Here is a 19,346-nt window from a genome sequence, read left to right as displayed (position 1 = left end):
CAATAAATCAAGGAGACTGCAAGTGAAACAGCTCAACATGATGTCGGGCCTGATCAAGGCCATGACTGGGGCAATGACGTCTGCAGCAATGACGTCTGCGGCAATGATGGGCGTGACCGTGATGGGTGCGGCCGTGCTTTGCGCGGCGCCGGCGTCGGCCTTGGCCGGCTCTGCGGCGGGATACCCCGACAAACCGATCCGGCTGATCGTGGGATTTCCGCCGGGCGGCGGTGCGGATTTCGTGGCGCGTCAGGTCGCGCAACGGCTGGGCGAAGCGCTGAACGCCAGCGTCGTGGTCGATAACAAGGCGGGCGCCAATGGCATCATCGCTGCCGCTGAAGTGGCGCGCGCGCCCGCCGATGGCTACACGCTGCTGCTGGGCGTGACGGCGTCGCAATCCATCAGCCCTGCGCTATCGCCCAAGCTGCCGTATGACCCGCAACGCGATTTCACGCCCATCACCGAAGTGGGCTACACCCCGCTGGTGCTGGTCGTGAACCCCAAGCTGCCCGTCAAAACGCTGGATGAATTCCTGCGCTACGCCAAGGCCAGCAAGACGCCCATTCCGTATGGCTCCGCCGGCATCGGCAACATCACCCACATGGCCGCCGAGCTGTTCGTGCAATCGTCCGGCGTATCAAACTTCCAGCATGTGCCTTACAAAGGCAGCAGCCAGGTCATGACCGATCTCATCGGCGGACGCGTCGATGCCTATTTCGACACCCTGCCTTCGTCGCTGCCCTTGATTCAAAGCGGTCAGGTGCGGGCGCTGGCCGTGACCAGCGCCGTGCGCTCCGGCACCGCAACCGATATTCCGACCGTGCAAGAGGCCGGCGTGCCGGGGTTCCAGACCACCACCTGGTTTGGCGTGCTGGCCCCGCCCAATCTAAGCGCCGAGCTGACAAACCGCCTCTACGACGCGTTGCGCAAGGGTTTGAGCACGCCCGACGCGCGCCAAGCGCTGGTGTCGCGCGGGGTGGAACCGGTACTGGATTCGCCCGCCCAGTTCACGGCGGAATTGCGCACGGATCTGCAACGCTGGCGCGAGGTGGCGCGCAAGGCGAACATCAAGCTCGAGTAGGCGGGAGCGTCCGTGGGGCGGTTTGGCGCTCTGGCGGTTTGGCGCTCTGGCGGTTTGGCGCTTTGGCGGTCCGGCGCTCCGGCGGTCCGGCGATTTGCCCGTCCTGTAGTCAGGCGGTCAGCCTGTCATGCGGCGACATCGGCTCCGCAATGCCGGCACACGCGAGCATCGCGCAAGATGCGCCCGTCGCAGTGCAGGCAGACCAGATGCGTCGGGGGAACCGGCTCGCGGGCGTGGGGCGACCGGTCGGCAATGGCGAACAAAAACGCAGCGGCAAGCGGCGGGCTGATCAGGCAGGCCAGTATCGTCCAGCCAAATCCCTTGCGCCCCCGGCCGACTGCCAATACGCCCACCACCAGGGCCAGCACGATCCAGAACAAGATGAACAAGAACATGGCGCGATAGTAAACCGCCTCACGCCACCAGATTTTTTCCCAGATGCGCAAAGAAGGTTGCGCCAATGCGCGCCAACGAGAGTAATCTGCTTTGCAGGGCGTGCCGCCCGGGCATGACCCATCCAAAAGATCCGTCTGCATCCAAAAGGAAACGCTTATGAACAAGATCCCTTCAACATGGCGTAGGACCACTCTGGCGGCAGTAGCGTTGGGCGTGTCGAGCGTGCTGTTCGCCGGTTGCACGACGAGTGGGTCCAAATCGACGGCCACTCAAGCTGAAAAGCGCCAGGAAATTAACGCCGCCACCAACGCCACCTTGACCCGGCTTTACGAAGCCTCTCCCCAGTCCAAGCAGTTGGTTCAACGCGCGCGCGGCGTGCTGGTGTTTCCGTCAGTGCTCAGCGCCAGCTTCATCGTGGGTGGCCAATCCGGGTCTGGCGTACTGCGGGTGAATGGCCAAGACACCAGCTACTACAGCATCTCGGGGGGCTCCATCGGCTTTCAGGCGGGCGCCCAGTCCAAGGCCATGGTGTTGTTGTTCATGACGGATGAAGCATTGGCCAAGTTCCGCGCCAGCAGCGGTTGGACGATCGGCGCCGACGCCACCGTGGCCGTTGCAACAGTCGGCGCCAACGGCGCCATCGATTCCAACTCCGTTCAACAACCCATCGTGAGCTTCGTCATGAACAACAGTGGGTTGATGGCGGGTGTGTCGATCGACGGCAACAAGATCTCGCCGCTGGTGCTGTAGCCCGCCCTCGCTTCAGGTCAGCATCGGCGTCATGTCCGGGTCGCCTTTCTTCATGGCCCGGCGGTACGCATCACGGGCGCCGATGCGCTGAAGATACGCCAGGATATTCGGGTAAGGCGACAGATCGAACGAATAGAACATCCGCATCGTCGTCAGCGAGAACACCGCGACGATGTCGGCGGCGGTCAGCGCATTGCCGGCCAGATAATCCGTTTTACCCAACTGCGTGTCGATCAGGCTCAACGCCTGCTTGCGCCGCGCCTGGGCGAACTGCATGGTCGGCTTGTCGTCAGCCACCTCGGCGCGCGACAGCACCATGCAGCGCATCAAGCTCGGTTGCAGCGAGCCGTTGGCGAAATGGAACCAATAAAGATAGTCGGCAAACGCCGCGTCGGTGGCGGGCACCGTCAGGCTGCCGTTGCCGTACTTCGCCAGAATGTACTCAACGATAGCGGTGGACTCCGCCAGCACGATATCGCCATCGGTGATGATCGGCGCGGTGCCTAGCGGATGCAGCGCCTTGTATTCAACCGGCGCCAAGCGCGTGACCGGGTCCCGGTCATAGACCTTCAGCTCGTAGGGGATGGCGAGTTCTTCGCACAGCCAGACGATGCGCTCGGATTGTGATTTTCCCAGATGATGGACGATCAGCATTCGGACTCCTGGTTTAGCGGCCCGGCGACGCCATCGGTTAACCGATGGATACATAACACCGAAAACCGGCATTAATTGGATGCAAGCTGCGTGCTATTTTATGCGCCCGTAGCTGCCCTCGTACGACGGCGGCGCTGTCCTTAGCCACTTCATTCATGACCCTGCACATGACGCCTGATCGCGATACGACTACGCCCAAGAGAACGCCGCGCATTTCCCGGCTGGTTCCGCTGATGTTCGGCCTTGCCCTTGCCTCGGCCTCGCCGATCATCGCCGCGCAGACGGACGGCTCGCTGCGGGCGCATTCCCCCGTCCAGCAAAACAGCGCCACCGCCCTCGCCCCGGTTCAAAAAACCGAAATCAAGAACCAGGCCGCCTACGAACGCCTGCTGAACAACAGCGGCGTCACCGTGCAATGGCTGTGGTCCGCCCAGCGCGGCAAGCTGAACGCCAAGGACGTGAATGACGTCGTTCGCATCGATGGCGAGCAGGCCAACTTCGAAGGCACGCTGAAGATCAACGGTGAAATCGTCTCGATCGACAGCGACCGCTTCATCTTCCGCGGCACCATCCTGATTCTGGACGCCCCGGACAAAGGCCGCCGCTGCGAACGCACCGGCGACTACGAATTCCGCGCCACCGGCAAACGCAAATACTGGCGCTTGCAGCAGATGGAAAGCTGCGATCGTCTGACGGATTACGTGGATATTTTTTATTGATCGCTGGGCGTCTTACACCACCCGCAGCTTCAACACCTGCTCGGTCGTCATCACATCGCCGAACGTGTCTTCGATGCTGACGAGTGCTGCGCGGTGCAGGTTGTCGTGGCTGACGACGCTGCCGTCGGCGCGGTCCAGGTCGCGGGTGGCGCAGGCGTCTTCGGCCACGATCACGTCATAGCCCAGCGGCACGGCGTCGCGGGCGGCGCCGGCGACGCAGGCGTGCGTCATCAGGCCGGTGATGACCAGCGTTTTGACGCCGGCGGCTTTCAATTGCTGGTCCAGGTCGGTCGTGGGGAACACGCTGACGGATGTTTTGCGAACCACGTTGTGGTGCGCGGCCGGTTGCAATTCGGGATGGAACTCGCCGGTCTGGCTTTGATCGGCGAACACCGGCGCGCCGGCGGGCGTGACGTGCTGCACGTGGAAAACCGGGATCTTGGCCGCGTCGGCGTGCGCGATCAGGCGTTGCGCGTTGCCCAATGCCGTCTTGCCGGCGGGGATGGGCAGCTTGCCGCTGAAGTATTCGTTTTGGAAATCGATAACCAGCAAGGCGGTGCTGGACGCGTCGAGCGATGCCGGGGCGGTGGCGCCAGCCAGGGTGCGGATGGTGGGATGGCTCATGGCTTGTCTCTTGTCGGTAGATGAAAGAACACCCAGTGTCACGCCAATGCGGGTTTCTTAATAGTGGCCCGATGGACAACTATTGCTAGAATCGGGCCAACCTATGACCCGTTTGTTGGCCCTTTTTTTGGCCCTTTTGTTGGCCCTTTTGTTGGCCCTATTGTTGGCCCGTTTGTTGGCCCTTTTTTTGGCCCGTTTGTTCTGGACCTTTCGCTCGGGGCCGTTTGTTCTGGTCCATACGCCCTGGCCATCCATAGCCCAATCCGCACGCCCGCCATGCACACCGTCGCCGTCATCGCCTTCGAAGACATCAGCCCGTTTCACCTGTCCGTGCCTTGCATGGTGTTTGGCGACGATCTGGCGCGGCTGGGCGTGCCGCGCTATCGCTTGCTGATCTGCGCAGAAAAGGCCGGGCTGATTGCCACCCTGTCAGGCTTCAAGATCGAAGTCGAACATGATCTGTCGGTGCTAGCCCAGGCCGACACCGTCATCATGCCCGCCTGGAGCGACCCCGAAGCCGCCGCCTCCCCTGCCCTGTTGCAGGCCTTGCGCGCCGCACATGCCCGGGGCGCGCGCATCGCGGGGCTGTGCCTGGGCACCTTTGTGTTGGCTGAAGCCGGCTTGCTGGACGGGCGCACGGCCGCCACGCATTGGGTCTGGGGCGACGACTTCGAACGCCGCTATCCCAAGGTCAAGCTCGACCGCAAATCGTTGTACATCGACGATGGCGACATCCTGACCTCCGCCGGCACCGCCGCCGCCATTGACTGCTGCCTGCATCTGCTGCGCCGCGATCATGGCGCGGAAGTGGCCAACCGCATCGCCCGCCGCATGGTGGTTGCGCCGCACCGGCACGGCGGACAGGCGCAGTACATCGAGCAACCGCTGCCCGAACGCAGCGGCTCGGACAAGCTCAGCGCCACGTTGGACTGGGCCATCGAAAACCTGCGGCAGCCGCTGTCGCTGGACCTGTTGGCGGAGAAAACCGGCATGAGCCGGCGCACATTCACCCGCCACTTCAAGGCGAAGACCGGCGCCACCGTGTCCGAATGGCTGTTGAACCACCGGCTAGCCGCCGCGCAACGCCTGCTGGAAACCGGTCGGCTTGCCGTCGACCGCATCGCCGAAGACGTGGGGTTCGGATCTTCGGTATCGTTTCGCCAGCACTTCACCCATGCCTTTGCGATTTCACCGTCGGCCTACCGCAAGCAATTCTGCGCAAGCGCCACAACCCTACAAGGAGACACCGCATGATCAATGACCTGGACAAGAAACACCTGGCCCGTTGCGTGGCCCTGGCCAAGCGCGCGTTGGAGCTGGGCGACCAGCCCTTCGGTTCCGTGCTGGTGTCCGCGACGGGCGAGGTCCTGTTCGAAGACCACAACCACGTCTCGGGTGGAGACCACACGCAGCATCCGGAATTCGAAATCGCCCGTTGGGCGGCCAACAATGTGCCGCAAGCCGAGCGCGCATCGTGCACCGTGTATACCTCCGGCGAGCACTGCGCGATGTGTTCGGCCGCGCATGGCTGGGTGGGCTTGGGCCGCATCGTGTATGCGGCGTCGTCAAAGCAGTATGCGCAGTGGATGCGCGAATGGGGCGTCGCGCCATCGCGCGTAAAACCGTTGGCGATTCAAGACGTGATTGATGGCGCAACCGTAGACGGCCCGGTGCCGGAGTTTGCGGAGCAGATCAAGCTGCTGCACCAGGAGAACGTGCGCCGCCGGGCGTAGGCGATGCCGTGTTATTTTTCCCGGTGCAATATCACTACTTGATTAATGGCTAAGCGTCCAAACGGCTCAATCGCCTGATGGACAAACCGCCTAACGGCCAGGACCTTCGGCATGCCCTCAAACACCGTCAAATGGATTGTCAGCATCGTCTTGGGATTGCTCATCGGCAGAGTCAGCTACGGCGTGCTGCTGCCGGTGATCCTGGCCTTGAGCCCCCGCGAGCAAGCCGCGTCAGGCGACCCGGACACGATGATCGTTGCCGGCCTCGTCATCTGGCTCGTCGTCACCATCATCGCCAGCGTCCTGCTGGCGCGCATTGCCAACCTGCGCCGTCTGATCGGCTGGGGTTGTGTGGCGCTGGGCGCCGCCATGGTGCTGACGATTCCCGCCACGCTGCTGACGATGGACGTTGGCGCACACGCCACCAGCGCCGCAGACACCCGCGACGCCAACACCGCCCTCTTCTTCTGGGCGCTGATTTTTGGCCTGCCCTATGTCGGCGGCGGGCTGGTGCTGGCGATTTTGGGCACGGTGCTGGTGCGTAAGCACCCGGCGTCAAAAGACCCCGTCCTTAACTAATCCGCCAATCTGCCGTTGTAATAAGAATGCGGCCCCCGCATGCGCCATGCGCTGCCGGCGTGGGTTCGCCTTTTCCTGAACCCACCTGCGTAGCGAATGACTTCATCCCCCGACACGATCGATACCCATCTTGCGCGCCGCGCGGAACTTCGGCAGCGGCTGCAAAGCGGCCAGTTTGATGAACTGGACGCCATCCTGGAACCCGCCGCGCTGCGGTGGCTGGATAGCAAAGGCGAATCGTTCGGATATCGGTGGTTGTTGGACCAGATCAGCGACCCGCAACTGTCAGCGGCGGAGAATCTTGCCCGCCTGCGCGCGTGGCGCGAGGCGCGGCCTGCGTCGTATCACGCGCATCTTGCCTACGGCAACCAGTGGGAGACCATTGCCGGCAACATCCGCAGCAGCAACACCGCCGACTACGTGGACGATGAGCAATGGGCCGGCGCAATGATGGCGCGCGACCATGCCGTCGGGGCCTTCCTGCAAGCGATGGCACTGCATGAGCGGCCCGTGGTGGCCGTGCAGAGAACCATGCGCGTCTGCGCCTACCTGGGCGAACCGGAATGGCTGGCGGCGCTGGCCGCCGGCGCGCCGGCTTCGCACGATGCGTTGCAGGCACGCTGGCCCGCCGAGGTCTGGGAACAAGGCTTGAGCCTGCTCGCCGAACACAGCGGCATGGGCCTGGCCGAGCTGCCCGCGTCCTTGCCCGCCGGCCTGCCCGCGCGCCAGACGGGCGACAGCGACGATCCCAAAACCTATTGGCTGCGGACCTCGTTAGCCTTGCGCCCCAATGATGTGGGCGTGCTCACCACGTACCTGTACTTCCTGTATCCGCGCTGGGGCGGCAGCCACGACGAGATGGACGCGTTCATCAACGGCCCCGTATGCGCCGGCTTGACCGACGCCGAGCGCGATGAACTGCGGTTCCACAAAGAATTCGATTACCTGGGCTGCTCCGCCTTCTATCCGGACGTGGACGACGACGCGCAGAACGCCGCGTTTCGCGACGCGTTCGAGCAATGGCTGACTTTGCAGCTTTCCGCCGAGCAGCGCGCCGTTGCCCTGTGCCATTACGCCAACTTCGAAACCATGCGCGCCCGCCATGTCGATGATGACGGTGACGTGCATTGGGACGCCGCGCTGCTGCAACACGCTTACGACCTGCTGGCGCAGGCCTGCGCCGTGGCGCCTGCGGATATCGACCTGACGGACGAGGCCTACCCCGGCACGGTGTTCACCTTGCAAGCGTGCCTGTGGTTCAAGGGCATGCCCGACACGCACGGCCTGTTCCGGCAGATTCTGCTGCGCGGCGCGCGCTGGGGCGACGATGTGGAAGCCGTGCTGCTGGCGGCGGTGGGCAGCCAGTTCGGCCTGTTCGGTTTGCAGACCGGCGAGCTTGATACGCAAGCGCTGCTGGAACGCGGCTTCGCGCTGGACGGCAAGGACCGCTCGTTCAACCTGCCCCAGCTGGGCCGCAATCTGTGGGGCGACGTGTCGCCTGAGGCCGCGATGTTCTTGTGGCAGGAAGGCGCCGCGCGCGAACGGTCGGATGCGCTGATGTCGCTAAGCGAGCTGTATGCAGGCAAGATCGACGTCGACTACGCGGGTATCGACAAGACCGCCGCGCGCGATTGGCTGACGCGTGCCGCCGAAGCCGGCCATCTGGTGGCCCGCAACAATTTGGCCTATGCCGCCATCGACGAAGGCCGCGACCTTGCCCAAGGCGAATACCAGACCTACCGGCTCTGGCTGGAAAACAACTGGCGCGTGGCCGATCGCGGTTCCCGCATGGAAGCCATGGCCGCCCGCAACCTGAGCTGGCTGATGCTGATGCACAGCGGGTCAGATGAGGACCAGCGCGCGGCGCTCGACCGCGTGCTGCCCTGGATGTGGGACCAAAGCGATGACGGCGACCGCGAAACCGCCGCACGCAGCTACGCCATCGCGTTCATGGAAGGGCGCGGTTGCGAGCCCAATGCGTATCTGGCCAAGGTGTGGATTGCGCGCGCCTGCGCGCTATCGCCCGAAGACGACTACTTGCAGCGACTAAGCGGCGAAATCAATAACGACAGCGGCTGGTTCGGCGGCTGGCGCTTGCGGCGGCGCATGGAACAGGCCCGCCTGCGAGTGGATGGGCGCGGACGCGAGCTGACGTTTGGCCGCGGCGAAACGGACGTCTGAGACACTGCGGGGCTGTCTTAGCTGGCTGTCTCAGTTTGCTGTCTTGGTTTGATTGCCCACGCTCGCCGCGTCCCATTGCAGCATCAGCTGCGTGATCGCGGCGTCGAACACCGGGTAACGCACGCCGTCCCGCGCCGCGAGCGACACGCCCAACAGAAAGCTGTTGAACAAGGTGCCCAGCACTTTGGCGTCTGTGGTTGCGGCAAGCTCGCCGCTGGCGATCCCGCGCTCCACGCAGCGGATGAAGCCCGAATGCGTGCGCTGGCGCGATGCCGCCAAGGGCTTGGCGACGTCGGCATGTTCTGGGGTGGGCGCGCTCATGACGCCCAGCGCCACCATGCAGCCTTTAGGATGCGTGCGTTCGCACTGCATCTTCGCCGACCGGCGCAGCGCCAGTTCTATGCCGGCTTTGGGCGGGGTGTTGTCGTCCCACAGGCTGTCGTTCACGCGGGCGTAGGTGTCCAGATAGCGTTGAACGGCTTCGGCATACAGCGCCTCTTTCGACCCGAACGCCGCATAAAAACTGGGCGCTGAAATGCCGCCGCCAATGCCGGCCTTCAACTGGCTGAGCGACGTTGATTCATAGCCCTGTTCCCAAAATAAATGCATCGCCTGTTCGACCGCTTGATCGCGGTCAAACGCGCGCGGCCTGCCCATTTGCGCCATAGCAGTCTCTCTTTTTCGAATGCGACATCAATACTAATCGATACAAAAGTCGTTGACAACGCGAAAGCTGCGCGCCTACATTTATACCGATCGGTATATAACTAGCGACCCTCAATCGTGGCCCCCATGGCGCCCGTCCCCCGCGCCCGGCCCGCCGCAGATATCGATCCGGCACTCTCTACAAAAGGACTTTTGCGTGAATCACTCAACGACTTCAACCGGGCAGCCCGCGTCTGACCGCCTGCCTGTCTCCGGGCTGCTGGCGCTGGCCATGACCGGCTTTCTATGCATCGTCACCGAAACCCTGCCCGCGGGGCTGTTGCCCCAGATCAGCGCCGGGCTGGACGTCAGCCAGGCGCTGGCCGGGCAGACCGTCACTGCTTATGCGCTGGGCTCTTTACTGGCGGCCATTCCGCTCACGATCGCCACCCGCGGCTGGCGCCGCCGCAACGTGTTGCTGATGACGATCATCGGCTTTCTACTCTTCAATTCCGCCACGGCGCTGTCGACGAACTATGGGCTGACCCTGGTAGCGCGCTTCTTCGCGGGCATGGCGGCGGGGCTGGCCTGGAGCCTGCTGGCGGGCTACGCGCGGCGCATGGTCGCCCCCTGGCAACAAGGGCGGGCGATGGCGTTGGCGATGGTGGGCACACCGATCGCGCTGTCTCTGGGTGTGCCGCTAGGCACCTTGCTGGGCGCTACGGTGGGATGGCGCGTCGCGTTCTGGATCATGTCGGCGCTGACGCTCGCGCTGATCGTCTGGGTGCTGGCCAAGGTGCCTGATTACCCGGGGCAGTCCGCCCATGAACGCATGCCGCTGCGCCGGGTGTTCACGACGCCGGGCGTGCGGCCCGTGCTGGCGGTGGTGGTGGCATGGATGCTGGCGCACAACATTCTGTACACGTATATCGCGCCCTTTGTCGACCCTGCCGGCCTGTCTGAACGGGTGGACCTGGTGTTGCTGGTGTTTGGCACGGCGGCGCTTGCTGGCATCTGGATCACCGGCAGATTGGTCGACCGCCATTTGCGCGTGACGGTGCTGGCGAGCCTGGCCGCCTTCGCCGTCACGGCGCTGTTCTTCGCCCTGGCGCCTGCCAACCCCACCGTGATCTATCTGGGCGTGGCGGTCTGGGGCGTGAGCTTCGGCGGGGCCGCCACCTTGCTGCAAACCGCGTTGGCCGATGCGGCCGGCAGCGGCGCAGATGTGGCGCTGTCCATGAACGTGGTGGCGTGGAATGGCGCAATCGCCGGCGCCGGGGTGGCGGGCGGCATGCTGCTTGAGGCCTGGGGCGTTGGGGCCTTTCCGTGGGCGCTGGTCGTGCTGGTCGCCCTGGCGTTCGTCATGGCGTGGTCGGCGCACGCGCATGCGTTCCGGCCCGGATTACGGAGCTCGGGGCTGGCCGTGGTGGGGCATTGACGCCGCGCTACAGGGCGTAGGGGGTACGCCCGAGGGCTATTGCACCCGGGGCGGCCACGTCAATTTGCAGTTTGAAACGTTTCATCACCGGGCTGGCCGGCCGCCCTATGGCGACAACAGTACAATTCCCGCCACTCCTCGCTACAAAACCCCTTCCCCGCCGCCTCACCCATGTCCAACCTCATCGTCCACGGTGGCACGCCTTTGCGTGGCCGCGTCATTCCTTCGGCCAACAAGAACGCCGTGCTGCCGATCTTGTGCGCCACGCTGCTGACCGACCAGCCCCTGACGCTGCACGGCGTGCCGGACATTACCGATGTCCGCAAGATTCTCGACATCTTCCGCACGCTGGGCAGCGACGTGAAGCTGGACGAAACCACGCGCACGCTGAACCTGCATCACCGCCACACCACGTTCGACGCCACGTCGCACCGGCTGCCGGAAGAGATGCGTTCGTCGATCATGCTGGTGCCGCCGCTGCTGGCGCGCTTTGGCGTGGCGCGGCTGGAAGACAACGTGAAGGGTTGCACGCTGGGCGTGCGCGAGATTGATCCGCACGTGGACATCTTCCGCTCGTTCGGCGGCGAAGTGGAACGCGCCAGCGGTTCCCTGCTGGTGCGCAGCAGCGGCCCGCTGAAAGCGACGCACCACTGGCTGGACTACGCGTCGGTCACCACCACCGAGAACTTCGTGCTGTGCGCGGCGGCAGCCGTTGGCGAATCGTCGTTGACCAACGCTGCGTCCGAGCCGCACGTGCAGGAGTTCTGCCGCTTCATGGTGATGATGGGCGCGGATATCGACGGCATCGGCACGTCGCGCCTGACGGTGCGCGGCGGCGCCACGTTGACCGGCGGCGACTTCACTTTTGAAGAAGACTTCCACGAGATCACGACCTTTCTGGCGTTGGGCGCCATCACGGGCGGCGACGTCGTGGTGCGCAACCGCACGCCGGGCAACTTCCCGCTGATCGACCGCACGTTCGCCAAGTTCGGCGTGCAGATCGAGCACAAGGACGGCTGGTCGCGCGCGCTGCGTTCCGGCCCGCTGAAGGTGCAAACGCCCTTCACCAGCAATGTGCTGACCAAGGTCGAAGCCGCGCCGTGGCCGTACTTTCCCGTGGACCTGCTGCCGATTTTCATTGCGCTGGGCGTGTGCGCCGAGGGCAACGCGATGTTCTGGAACAAGGTCTATGACGGCGCGCTGGGCTGGACGGGCGAGCTGTCGAAGTTCGGCGCGCACGTGTTCTCGTCCGACCCGCACCGCGTGGTGACGTTTGGCGGCATGCCGCTCACGCCCGCCGTGGTCGAAAGCCCCTACATCATCCGCGTGGCGATCGCGCTGTTCATGGTGGCCAGCAGCATCAAGGGCCGCTCGGAAATCCGCAACGCCACGCCGATTCGCCGCGCCCATCCCCAGTTTGTGGAAAACCTGCGCAGCCTGGGCGTGCAGGTGGAATGGACCAGCGAAGAATAAGCCTGCGATAGCGCGCGGCAACCGGTGGCGGGCCTGCCACCGGATAGGCGCGCTTGGCCGCGGCTGCGGCGGGAACGCAACGGCTTACGCCTTGCCTGCCGCCCGCCCCAAAAATTCCAGCACAGCCACATACGAGCCTTCATTGCCCGCCGCATTCGCGGCCGGCGTGCCGCCCGCATCCAGCAGCAAGCCCGACATTGCATGCGGTTTGCTGATCAGCGTGGCCGGCAGGTAGGGGTAATGCACGTGGTGCCCCGCCCCCATGCAGACGTGATGAAACGTGGGCAGACCGTGCGCCTGGCGTTGGCGCATCACAATTTCGGAATACGCGGTGCTGGGCCAGAAGCCATCGTCTGACGCGCTGACCAGCATGACCGGACCCGGATAGTTTTCCACCGGAATCCGCGCGCGCTCGAACGCAGCGCTATCGCGCGTGGCGCTTAAGAACGCGTGCGTCTGCCGATACGGTGGCTCGGAGGCGTAGGCGGCTTCCCAATCAGCGCTGGCGTTGTTTTCCCACAGATGCGGCAAGGGTTCGCCGCCCTTTGTCCAAACCTGGGCATTGCGGCCGGTGCCGGGCGAACCGGCGCTGACAACGCCGTGCGTGACGGGTGACGGCACATAGGCCACCACCGCGCTGACCAGATCGGGATAGTGCGAGGCCACCAGCAGCGACGTTTCCCCGCCACGGCTGATGCCCGACAGCGCCACAAAGCCGTCGCGCGGCGCCAGCGTGTCGTGCGCCCAGCGCAGCGCGTGCTCGAAATATTCCAGCGGCATGTCGTTCAAGTACTTGGGCCGGCCTTCGTAATTGAAGATGGCCAGCGCCAGGCACTGGAAGCCGCGCGCGGCAAAGAGCGCGGCGCGCGGCGCGTTGACGCCGCCCGACGAGCCATTCATGTAGATCACGAGGGGATGCGGGCCGGGGCCGGCGGGCGTATAGAGCTCGCCCGACACCGTCATGCCCCCCACCGTTTCGCGGACTGCGCGGTGCGTGACGCCGTCTTCCAGAAAGTCTTGCACCAGCCGCGCCGACGCGTGGCGCACGCCATCGGTGGCCTCGATCTGGATCACCAGCGGCTCGGTGCGGTCGGGCGGGAACACCACGCGGCTCATGTCTTCGCAGACCATGGACCACACGATGCCCATGGCCGAGGGCTCGGCGTAGCTGCCCGACACGGGGCTGTCGCGCCCCAAGTCCAGGCTGCCATCGAAGCCGGCCACGAACACAGCCTGCGAGCGCCACGGCGCGCCGCACATTTGCATGCTGGCGGTAACGGTGATGAAGGCATAGGCCGGAAAGCCGTCGATGCGGATCTCGCGTGCGACGTCGATCAGGGCGAATTCGGGGGTGACGGTGATGCGGGCTTGTTCAGTCACGAGGTGTCCTTGAAGGTGTCCTTGACGGTGGCGTTAGGCTTTCAGATCGGTCTTGGGCACGCCATTGGCCTTGATGACCTGCGCCCACATGGCGGACTCATCGGCGATGACTTTGTCCAGATCGGCCGACGACGTGAATTCCACGGCCACGCCCTGCTCTGCGAATTGCTGGATCAGGCCGGGGTCGCTCGTGCCTTCGCGCACGGCGTTTTCCAGCACGGCCACCACGTTCGCGGGCATGGCGGCGGGGCCAGAGATCATCATGCGCGTATACAGCTCGAAGCCGTCGACGCCCGCTTCCTTCATGGTGGGCACGTCGGGCAGGCTGGACAGGCGTTTGTCGGCGGTCACGGCCAGCACCTGCAACTTGCCCGCCTTGACGTTGGGCAGCGCGGATGTGGGAAAGTCGAACGTGCTTTGCACCGTGCCGGCCATCAGGTCCAGCAGCGCGGGGCCGCTGCCTTTGTAGGGCACGTCCTGAAATTGCGTGCCCGTCTTGGATTGAAAGTGCAGCAGCGCCAGGTGATTGATGACGCCGCGCCCCGCGTGGGCGCAGGTGATGTCGCCCGGCTTCTTCTTGGCCAGCGCAATGAATTCCTGGACGTTCTTCACACCCAGGTCCGGGTGCACGATCAGCAGCATGGGCGACTTGCCCATCGACCCCAGCTGTTTGAAGTCAGACTGCTGGTACGGCAGATTGTTGTAGAGCAAGGGGTTCAGGATCATGCCGTTGGTGCCGGCAAAACCCAGCGTATAGCCATCGGGCTCTGCACGCGCCACCGCCACGGTGGCGATGATAGCCTGCCCGCCCGGGCGGTTTTCAACAACCACGTTCTGCTTGAGCGTCTTGCCCATGCGTTCGGCCAAGGCGCGCGCGGCGATGTCGGTCAGGCCGCCGGGGGCAAAGCCCACCAGCAGGCGCACGGGGCGCGTCGGAAAGGTGTTCTGCGCCCAGACCGGGCGCGAGCTCAGGGACATCAGGGGCAGCGCGGCAAGCGCACCCAGGGCGTGACGGCGGGACAATCGCATACGGCTCTCCGAGCAAGGGCAAAGGCACCAGCCCCGCGCGCGCCCAGGCAAGCGCCGCGTGGCAAGACGAGGAAACGGGGAAGGACGCACAGGCCGCCAGCCGAACAGCAGCGGTCACAATGGCCGTATGTTGTATGCAATACCGCCGATGGGCTATCTAGGGATATCCCGGTGCGCCAGGGGAGCCCCAGGCGTGTGATGCGCGTGGGGCGCGGTTAATTCCGCCGGGTGGTATTTGGTATGCGATCACTAGCGCGGGCGGGCCGCAGGTTCCGGCCATTGTTGCGGCACCACGCGCAGCTGGCTGGTGTCATAACCCAGCTCGCCAACCTTGGCGACCAGACGCGCGTAATCAGCTTCGGGCAGCGTGGGCGTGCGCGCCATGATCCACACGTAGTCACGCTTGGAGCGGCCAATGATGGTTTGCTGATAGGCGTCGTCCACGTAAGCGATGACGTATTCCGCCTGAATCGGCCAGATGAACTGCATGCCCCAGATGGCGTTGCCCGTGCCCGGCTGCACGGTGCCTACCGGGTGCATGGTTTCCACATCAGCGTCAAAGCTGCCGTGGCGGTAGCGGAAGGTGGTCTGGATGCGGCCGTCGGGCATCAAGGCGTAAGACTCCACCGCATTGAATGACTTGCGTTCGGGCCAGCTGGGAATGCCGGCAATCACATACCAGTCGCCCATGAAGCGCGGGATGTCGACCTGCGCCACGGGCGGCATCGGCGGCGGGCTGCTGCAACCGGCCAGCACGGCCGCCAATGCCAACGCAGAACTTCGGAAGATGTGGCGCATGGCATTCCTCTCTTATCAAGGCCGCGTAAAGCGGTAATGGGCGACCATCCATTGCCGCCCGCGTTCATAGCCGAACAGTTCGGCGCACGCCATCCAGAACATGCGCCAGCGCTGAAACCACAATGCCGCAAGCGCCGGGCCATAGGCGTGCTCCAGCACCTGCATGGCGGCGGCGCGGTTGGCGTCCTGGTTCGCCAGCCAGTGATTCGCCGTGCGTTCGTAATGGCTGCCGTCGATCAGCCAGCGCGCTTCGATGTGCAGATCGCGCTGGAACCACAGCAAGGTGTCCGCCGCAGGCATGATGCCGCCCGTGAAGAAGTGCCGGCCCAGCCAGTTGTCGGCGCCCTCGGTTTCGAACGGGTACATCAGGCTGCGGTGCGCAAAGATGTGTACGAACAGCTTGCCCGCGGGCCGCAGCCACGTGCCGATACGCGCCAGCAGGTCCTGATAGTTGCGCATGTGCTCGAACATTTCGACGGACACGCAGCGGTCGAACTCCGCGGGCGGCAGTTGCAGCGTGTTGACGTCGCAGGTGATGACCTCCACATTGCCCAGGCCGCGCAGCTGGCATTGCTGCTGGATGTGCTGGCGCTGAGATGCGGAATTGGACACGGCCGTGATGCGCGCATTCGGATAGCGTTCCGCCATCCACAGCGTCAGCGAGCCCCAGCCGCAGCCCAGCTCCAGAATGCGCTGGCCGTCGGCCAGTTCGGCGCGCATGCCGGTCAGCTCCAGCATGGCGGCTTCGGCCTGGTCCAGGGTTTCGCGGCCGGTGGCGTAGTAGCAGCCTGAATACTTCAAGCGCCCGCCCAGGCACAGCTTGAAAAAGTCGGCAGGCAATTCGTAGTGCTGGGCGTTGGCGTCGTCGGTATGGATGGCCAGCGGGCTATCCTGCAGCTCGTTCATCAAATGCTGATAGCGCCTTGCCTGCGCCGCCGGGCCGCCCGCCCTTTCGTCGCGCAGCCGGTCGGCGCACAGGCGCCGGATGCCCTGGCGCACCAGCGCATCGGGCACCCATCCGCGTTCGGCCCAGCCCAGCAAGCCCGGGGCAGGACGATCCGAGGGAAGTTGGACGTCGCTAAGAATGGCGGTGTTCATGATTTGCCCTTTGCATGGCGTGGCGGGGAGCCGGCGGCGGAGGCCGGTTTCGGAAACCAGGGGAACAGCATCGGCGTCGTGCGCTGATACTCGCGGTAGGCCTCGCCGCGCGTGCGCAGCGATTGCGCCTCGGTGTAGGGGATGCCGCTGATCCAGCGCAGAAAGATGAACATCACAACGGGCCCCACCCACGCCAGCCACGCGAAGCTGGCGCCCACGGCCAGCGCCACGTAGGTGAACCAGTGGAGCCATTCGAAGAAGTAATTGGGATGGCGGGACACGCGCCACAAGCCTACTTGGCACACGCGCCCGGCGTTGGCCGCGTCCGCGCGAAAGGCCGCCAGTTGCCGGTCAGCCAGCGATTCGCCAGCAACCGCCACAATCCAGATCAGCAGCCCCAGCCCCAACCACGGCGTCATGCCGGGGATCGGGTTGGCGGCAACCGCGATGAAGGGCAAGGTGAACAGCACGATCAAGCCGGCCTGCGCCAGAAAAAACAGCGCGAATTTGGTTTGGCTGCCGTTCCAGTGGGCGCGCAGCGCGCGGTAGCGGCCGTCTTCTTCGCCGTCCCGCACTCGGCGCCAGATATGCAGCGCCAGCCGGCCCGCCCACACGCCGCCTAGCACCGCCAGCAGCAGCCTTGGCATGACGGCGCCCGGCCCCGTCAGCGCAGTCAGCACCGCGCCCAGCCCAACACCCGCCGTCCACATCACATCGACAATGCCGGCATTGCGATGGCGGCGCTGCCACTGCCACCCGGCAGCCATCAGCACCACCCCCATCACCGCCACCATCAGAATCTGCATACCCGGGCTCATGTCGCGCCCCCTGTGATCGAAGCGGATGGCCTCCGCAAATTGCGTTCCCAACGCCGGGCCAGTCGGCAGAGCACCCACATCGCCAGCGCCCAGCCGATGGCCAGCCACGTCAGGCTGCGCCAGACGGGCGGCACAAACACCATCGCGCCCCACCCTCGCGCGGCGCCCCAATATGCCAGCGGCCCGCCAACAAGCCCCAACGCTGCGCCCAGCGCGGGGCGGTCGCGAAGGTAAGCCAGCGAATGATTGAAGGTCATGGCGAAGGCAGCCCAGAGCGCCAAGATCCAGATGGGTGCGCCCCCCATCGGCAAGGCGGGCCGTGGCGTGACGTACAGCGCCCAGCCGCTGGCGGCCAGCACACCGTCCAGCACCATGCCCAAGTACAGCGCCACGGCAACCAGCCGCAAGTCGGCGCGGCGGCTGTCGGACACCCAGGCCTGGATCAGCACAAAGCCCGCCGACAGCGCGACGCCCCACCACGGGTTGCCCCGGCTGGCGCCGATCACCGCGCCAAACCAGACGATCTGGTAGCCGATGAGGTTGGCCCAGAATGTCATGTGGACTCCCTCGCCTACCCGGCGGTCCAGCGCGCCGCGCCGGGCATGGCTGCGGGGCGCGCCAGCAGCAGATGCGATACGCCAATGGCGCGTTCGCGGAATCCGCCTTCGCAGTAGGCCAGGTAGAACTCCCACAGGCGGATGAAGCGTTCATCAAACCCCTGCGCCCGCACCGCGTCAAGCCGCGCCATGAAGCGCTGGCGCCACGCTTGCAGCGTGCGCGCGTAAGACAGGCCGAAGTCTTCCAGATGCACCAGGCTCAGGTCGCTGGCGCGCGTTTTGGCGTTAAGCATCGCCTGGATCGACGGCATGAAGCTGCCCGGGAAGATATGGCGCTTGATGAAGTCCACGGCTTTCAACGCCTGCGCGTAGCGATGGTCTTCGATGGTGATGGCCTGGATCAGCGCCACGCCCGCCGGCTTGAGCAGTTCACCCACTTTGGCGAAGTACGTGGGCAGATAAGCCGCGCCGATGGCCTCGATCATTTCTATCGAGACGAGCTTGTCGAACTGGCCATGCAGGTCGCGGTAGTCCTGTAGCAACACGTCCACCCGGAACTGCAACCCGGCGCGGCGGATGCGCTCAGAAGCCAGCGCATGCTGCTCGCGCGAAATCGTGGTGGTGGTGACGCGGCAACCGTAATGGCGCGCGGCATGCAGCGCAAAGCCGCCCCAGCCGGTACCGATTTCGACCACGTGATCACCCGGTTGCAAGTCCAGCTTGCGGCAAATCACATCCAGCTTGCGCGTGGACGCTTGCTCCAGCGTGTCGTCCTCTCCTTCCCACATGGCCGACGAGTACATCATGTCGTCTGACAGGAACAGCTGGAAGAACGCATTGCCCAGGTCGTAGTGCGCGGCGATGTTGCGGCGGCTGCCGGCGCGGGTGTTGCGGCGCAGCGCATGCAGCGCGCGCATGGCCAGGCCGCCCAGGCGCGCACTGCCGGTTTCCATGCTGTCCAGCCAATCGCGGTTGCGCACCAGCAGGCGGATCAGGCCGACCAGATCATCGCATTCCCAATGGCCGTCGCCATACGCCTCGCCGCCGCCCACGCTGCCATTGCTCGCCAGCGCCCGGTAAAAAGCCGGGTCGCGCACGCGCAAGTGCACGGGGCGGGTTTGGGTTTGGGTTTGGGTTTGGGTTTGGGTTTGGGTTTGGGCTGAGCCGCTGACGCCTGCCTGCATCTGGCCCATGGCGTCTTCGATGGTCAGCGATCCGCCTCGCAAACCGACTAAGCGGCTCTGCAAGTGTTGACGCAGCAGGCGGTCGGCAAACGACATCGGCGGCGCGGCGGGCTCGGGCGCATAGGGCTCGGAAGACGTAGAGGCAGAGTGCGGCGTCATAGTGGGCTTCTCTCGGCGAATCTGGCAGGGACACTGCCATATACGAACCC

General features: G+C 64.9%; 20 protein-coding genes. 9 read left to right on the top strand and 11 right to left on the bottom strand.

All coding sequences use genetic code 11. The features are described 5' to 3' along the window. Window positions 1-22 precede the first annotated feature (22 nt). A complete protein-coding gene (locus AC1DSJ_RS01615) occupies window positions 23-1,081 on the top strand; it encodes a Bug family tripartite tricarboxylate transporter substrate binding protein (RefSeq protein WP_441370841.1) in 1,059 nt (352 codons plus the stop codon). A 125-nt stretch (window positions 1,082-1,206) separates the two neighbouring features. Here AC1DSJ_RS01615 and AC1DSJ_RS01610 read toward each other — a convergent pair whose 3' ends face one another. Further along, window positions 1,207-1,527: a hypothetical protein gene (locus AC1DSJ_RS01610; RefSeq protein ID WP_156336745.1), complete on the bottom strand. Its 321-nt coding sequence runs from the start codon at window positions 1,525-1,527 to the stop codon at window positions 1,207-1,209. Between the two features lie 106 nt (window positions 1,528-1,633). Here AC1DSJ_RS01610 and AC1DSJ_RS01605 point away from each other — a divergent pair, with 106 nt between their 5' ends. After that, on the top strand, window positions 1,634-2,227 hold the full coding sequence (locus AC1DSJ_RS01605) for a BPSL1445 family SYLF domain-containing lipoprotein (protein ID WP_441370840.1): 594 nt from the start codon (window positions 1,634-1,636) through the stop codon (window positions 2,225-2,227). A 12-nt stretch (window positions 2,228-2,239) separates the two neighbouring features. On the opposite strand, the gene AC1DSJ_RS01600 is transcribed toward AC1DSJ_RS01605, so the two are convergent. Further along, window positions 2,240-2,881, bottom strand: coding sequence for a glutathione S-transferase family protein (locus AC1DSJ_RS01600; RefSeq protein ID WP_441370839.1), 642 nt, complete (start codon window positions 2,879-2,881; stop codon window positions 2,240-2,242). A gap of 155 nt (window positions 2,882-3,036) precedes the next feature. Here AC1DSJ_RS01600 and AC1DSJ_RS01595 point away from each other — a divergent pair, with 155 nt between their 5' ends. Beyond that, window positions 3,037-3,600 carry a hypothetical protein gene (locus AC1DSJ_RS01595; RefSeq protein WP_054425328.1) on the top strand — a complete coding sequence of 188 codons (564 nt, stop codon included), beginning with the start codon at window positions 3,037-3,039 and terminating at the stop codon, window positions 3,598-3,600. Between the two features lie 12 nt (window positions 3,601-3,612). Here AC1DSJ_RS01595 and AC1DSJ_RS01590 read toward each other — a convergent pair whose 3' ends face one another. Continuing rightward, entirely contained in the window at window positions 3,613-4,224 is a 612-nt protein-coding gene (locus AC1DSJ_RS01590) for a cysteine hydrolase family protein (protein ID WP_054425326.1), read from the bottom strand. Between the two features lie 276 nt (window positions 4,225-4,500). Here AC1DSJ_RS01590 and AC1DSJ_RS01585 point away from each other — a divergent pair, with 276 nt between their 5' ends. From AC1DSJ_RS01585 to AC1DSJ_RS01570, 4 genes are all read left to right on the top strand, one after another. Then, a complete protein-coding gene (locus AC1DSJ_RS01585; protein ID WP_441370838.1) occupies window positions 4,501-5,478 on the top strand; it encodes a GlxA family transcriptional regulator in 978 nt (325 codons plus the stop codon). Further along, on the top strand, window positions 5,475-5,957 hold the full coding sequence (locus AC1DSJ_RS01580) for a nucleoside deaminase (RefSeq protein WP_441370837.1): 483 nt from the start codon (window positions 5,475-5,477) through the stop codon (window positions 5,955-5,957). Before AC1DSJ_RS01585 ends, AC1DSJ_RS01580 begins: the two co-directional genes overlap by 4 nt. Before the next feature lie 111 nt (window positions 5,958-6,068). Continuing rightward, window positions 6,069-6,536 (top strand): hypothetical protein, encoded by a 468-nt coding sequence (locus tag AC1DSJ_RS01575; protein ID WP_441370836.1) that lies wholly within the window; start codon window positions 6,069-6,071, stop codon window positions 6,534-6,536. A 96-nt stretch (window positions 6,537-6,632) separates the two neighbouring features. Further along, window positions 6,633-8,717, top strand: a complete 2,085-nt coding sequence (locus AC1DSJ_RS01570) for a DUF4034 domain-containing protein (RefSeq protein ID WP_441370835.1) — start codon at window positions 6,633-6,635, stop codon at window positions 8,715-8,717. Between the two features lie 30 nt (window positions 8,718-8,747). Here AC1DSJ_RS01570 and AC1DSJ_RS01565 read toward each other — a convergent pair whose 3' ends face one another. Next, window positions 8,748-9,326, bottom strand: a complete 579-nt coding sequence (locus AC1DSJ_RS01565) for a TetR/AcrR family transcriptional regulator (RefSeq protein ID WP_346550398.1) — start codon at window positions 9,324-9,326, stop codon at window positions 8,748-8,750. 328 nt (window positions 9,327-9,654) lie between these two features. Here AC1DSJ_RS01565 and AC1DSJ_RS01560 point away from each other — a divergent pair, with 328 nt between their 5' ends. Both AC1DSJ_RS01560 and AC1DSJ_RS01555 read left to right on the top strand, forming a co-directional pair. Beyond that, the gene (locus tag AC1DSJ_RS01560; protein WP_441371072.1) at window positions 9,655-10,800 is read left to right on the top strand and encodes an MFS transporter; all 1,146 of its coding nucleotides are present in this window, start codon (window positions 9,655-9,657) and stop codon (window positions 10,798-10,800) included. Window positions 10,801-10,971: 171 nt separating this feature from the next. Further along, entirely contained in the window at window positions 10,972-12,273 is a 1,302-nt protein-coding gene (locus AC1DSJ_RS01555; RefSeq protein WP_054425311.1) for a UDP-N-acetylglucosamine 1-carboxyvinyltransferase, read from the top strand. An 84-nt stretch (window positions 12,274-12,357) separates the two neighbouring features. On the opposite strand, the gene AC1DSJ_RS01550 is transcribed toward AC1DSJ_RS01555, so the two are convergent. The 7 genes from AC1DSJ_RS01550 to AC1DSJ_RS01520 form a co-directional block, all read right to left on the bottom strand. Then, window positions 12,358-13,653 (bottom strand): acyl-CoA thioester hydrolase/BAAT C-terminal domain-containing protein, encoded by a 1,296-nt coding sequence (locus tag AC1DSJ_RS01550; protein WP_054425309.1) that lies wholly within the window; start codon window positions 13,651-13,653, stop codon window positions 12,358-12,360. A gap of 33 nt (window positions 13,654-13,686) precedes the next feature. Further along, a complete protein-coding gene (locus AC1DSJ_RS01545) occupies window positions 13,687-14,682 on the bottom strand; it encodes a Bug family tripartite tricarboxylate transporter substrate binding protein (protein WP_441370834.1) in 996 nt (331 codons plus the stop codon). Window positions 14,683-14,931: 249 nt separating this feature from the next. Further along, entirely contained in the window at window positions 14,932-15,480 is a 549-nt protein-coding gene (locus AC1DSJ_RS01540) for a lipocalin family protein (protein ID WP_175169224.1), read from the bottom strand. 15 nt (window positions 15,481-15,495) lie between these two features. Next, window positions 15,496-16,578 (bottom strand): SAM-dependent methyltransferase, encoded by a 1,083-nt coding sequence (locus AC1DSJ_RS01535; protein ID WP_441370833.1) that lies wholly within the window; start codon window positions 16,576-16,578, stop codon window positions 15,496-15,498. Then, entirely contained in the window at window positions 16,575-17,396 is an 822-nt protein-coding gene (locus AC1DSJ_RS01530) for a DUF1295 domain-containing protein (protein WP_441370832.1), read from the bottom strand. Before AC1DSJ_RS01530 ends, AC1DSJ_RS01535 begins: the two co-directional genes overlap by 4 nt. Next, a complete protein-coding gene (locus tag AC1DSJ_RS01525; protein ID WP_427946446.1) occupies window positions 17,393-17,953 on the bottom strand; it encodes a DUF2878 domain-containing protein in 561 nt (186 codons plus the stop codon). The genes AC1DSJ_RS01530 and AC1DSJ_RS01525 overlap by 4 nt, the downstream gene beginning before the upstream one ends. 14 nt (window positions 17,954-17,967) lie before the next feature. Continuing rightward, complete coding sequence (locus AC1DSJ_RS01520) at window positions 17,968-19,296, bottom strand: class I SAM-dependent methyltransferase (RefSeq protein WP_441370831.1); 1,329 nt, start codon at window positions 19,294-19,296, stop codon at window positions 17,968-17,970. Window positions 19,297-19,346 lie beyond the last annotated feature (50 nt).

The sequence above is a fragment of the Achromobacter sp. 01N37 genome (assembly GCF_056399725.1).
Note: the sequence above shows the minus strand (reverse complement) of the source record. Positions and strands in the feature narration are given on the sequence as shown.

Bases quoted from the DNA above. Each gene is read 5' to 3' on its own strand.
- AC1DSJ_RS01580 (WP_441370837.1), top strand. From the start codon at position 5,475: ATGATCAATGACCTGGACAAGAAACACCTGGCCCGTTGCGTGGCCCTG.
- AC1DSJ_RS01545 (WP_441370834.1), bottom strand. From the start codon at position 14,682: ATGCGATTGTCCCGCCGTCACGCCCTGGGTGCGCTTGCCGCGCTGCCC.
- AC1DSJ_RS01600 (WP_441370839.1), bottom strand. From the start codon at position 2,881: ATGCTGATCGTCCATCATCTGGGAAAATCACAATCCGAGCGCATCGTC.
- AC1DSJ_RS01535 (WP_441370833.1), bottom strand. From the start codon at position 16,578: ATGAACACCGCCATTCTTAGCGACGTCCAACTTCCCTCGGATCGTCCT.
- AC1DSJ_RS01555 (WP_054425311.1), top strand. From the start codon at position 10,972: ATGTCCAACCTCATCGTCCACGGTGGCACGCCTTTGCGTGGCCGCGTC.
- AC1DSJ_RS01590 (WP_054425326.1), bottom strand. From the start codon at position 4,224: ATGAGCCATCCCACCATCCGCACCCTGGCTGGCGCCACCGCCCCGGCA.
- AC1DSJ_RS01585 (WP_441370838.1), top strand. From the start codon at position 4,501: ATGCACACCGTCGCCGTCATCGCCTTCGAAGACATCAGCCCGTTTCAC.
- AC1DSJ_RS01595 (WP_054425328.1), top strand. From the start codon at position 3,037: ATGACCCTGCACATGACGCCTGATCGCGATACGACTACGCCCAAGAGA.
- AC1DSJ_RS01605 (WP_441370840.1), top strand. From the start codon at position 1,634: ATGAACAAGATCCCTTCAACATGGCGTAGGACCACTCTGGCGGCAGTA.
- AC1DSJ_RS01565 (WP_346550398.1), bottom strand. From the start codon at position 9,326: ATGCATTTATTTTGGGAACAGGGCTATGAATCAACGTCGCTCAGCCAG.
- AC1DSJ_RS01570 (WP_441370835.1), top strand. From the start codon at position 6,633: ATGACTTCATCCCCCGACACGATCGATACCCATCTTGCGCGCCGCGCG.
- AC1DSJ_RS01540 (WP_175169224.1), bottom strand. From the start codon at position 15,480: ATGCGCCACATCTTCCGAAGTTCTGCGTTGGCATTGGCGGCCGTGCTG.
- AC1DSJ_RS01560 (WP_441371072.1), top strand. From the start codon at position 9,655: ATGACCGGCTTTCTATGCATCGTCACCGAAACCCTGCCCGCGGGGCTG.
- AC1DSJ_RS01530 (WP_441370832.1), bottom strand. From the start codon at position 17,396: ATGAGCCCGGGTATGCAGATTCTGATGGTGGCGGTGATGGGGGTGGTG.
- AC1DSJ_RS01520 (WP_441370831.1), bottom strand. From the start codon at position 19,296: ATGACGCCGCACTCTGCCTCTACGTCTTCCGAGCCCTATGCGCCCGAG.
- AC1DSJ_RS01525 (WP_427946446.1), bottom strand. From the start codon at position 17,953: ATGACATTCTGGGCCAACCTCATCGGCTACCAGATCGTCTGGTTTGGC.
- AC1DSJ_RS01575 (WP_441370836.1), top strand. From the start codon at position 6,069: ATGCCCTCAAACACCGTCAAATGGATTGTCAGCATCGTCTTGGGATTG.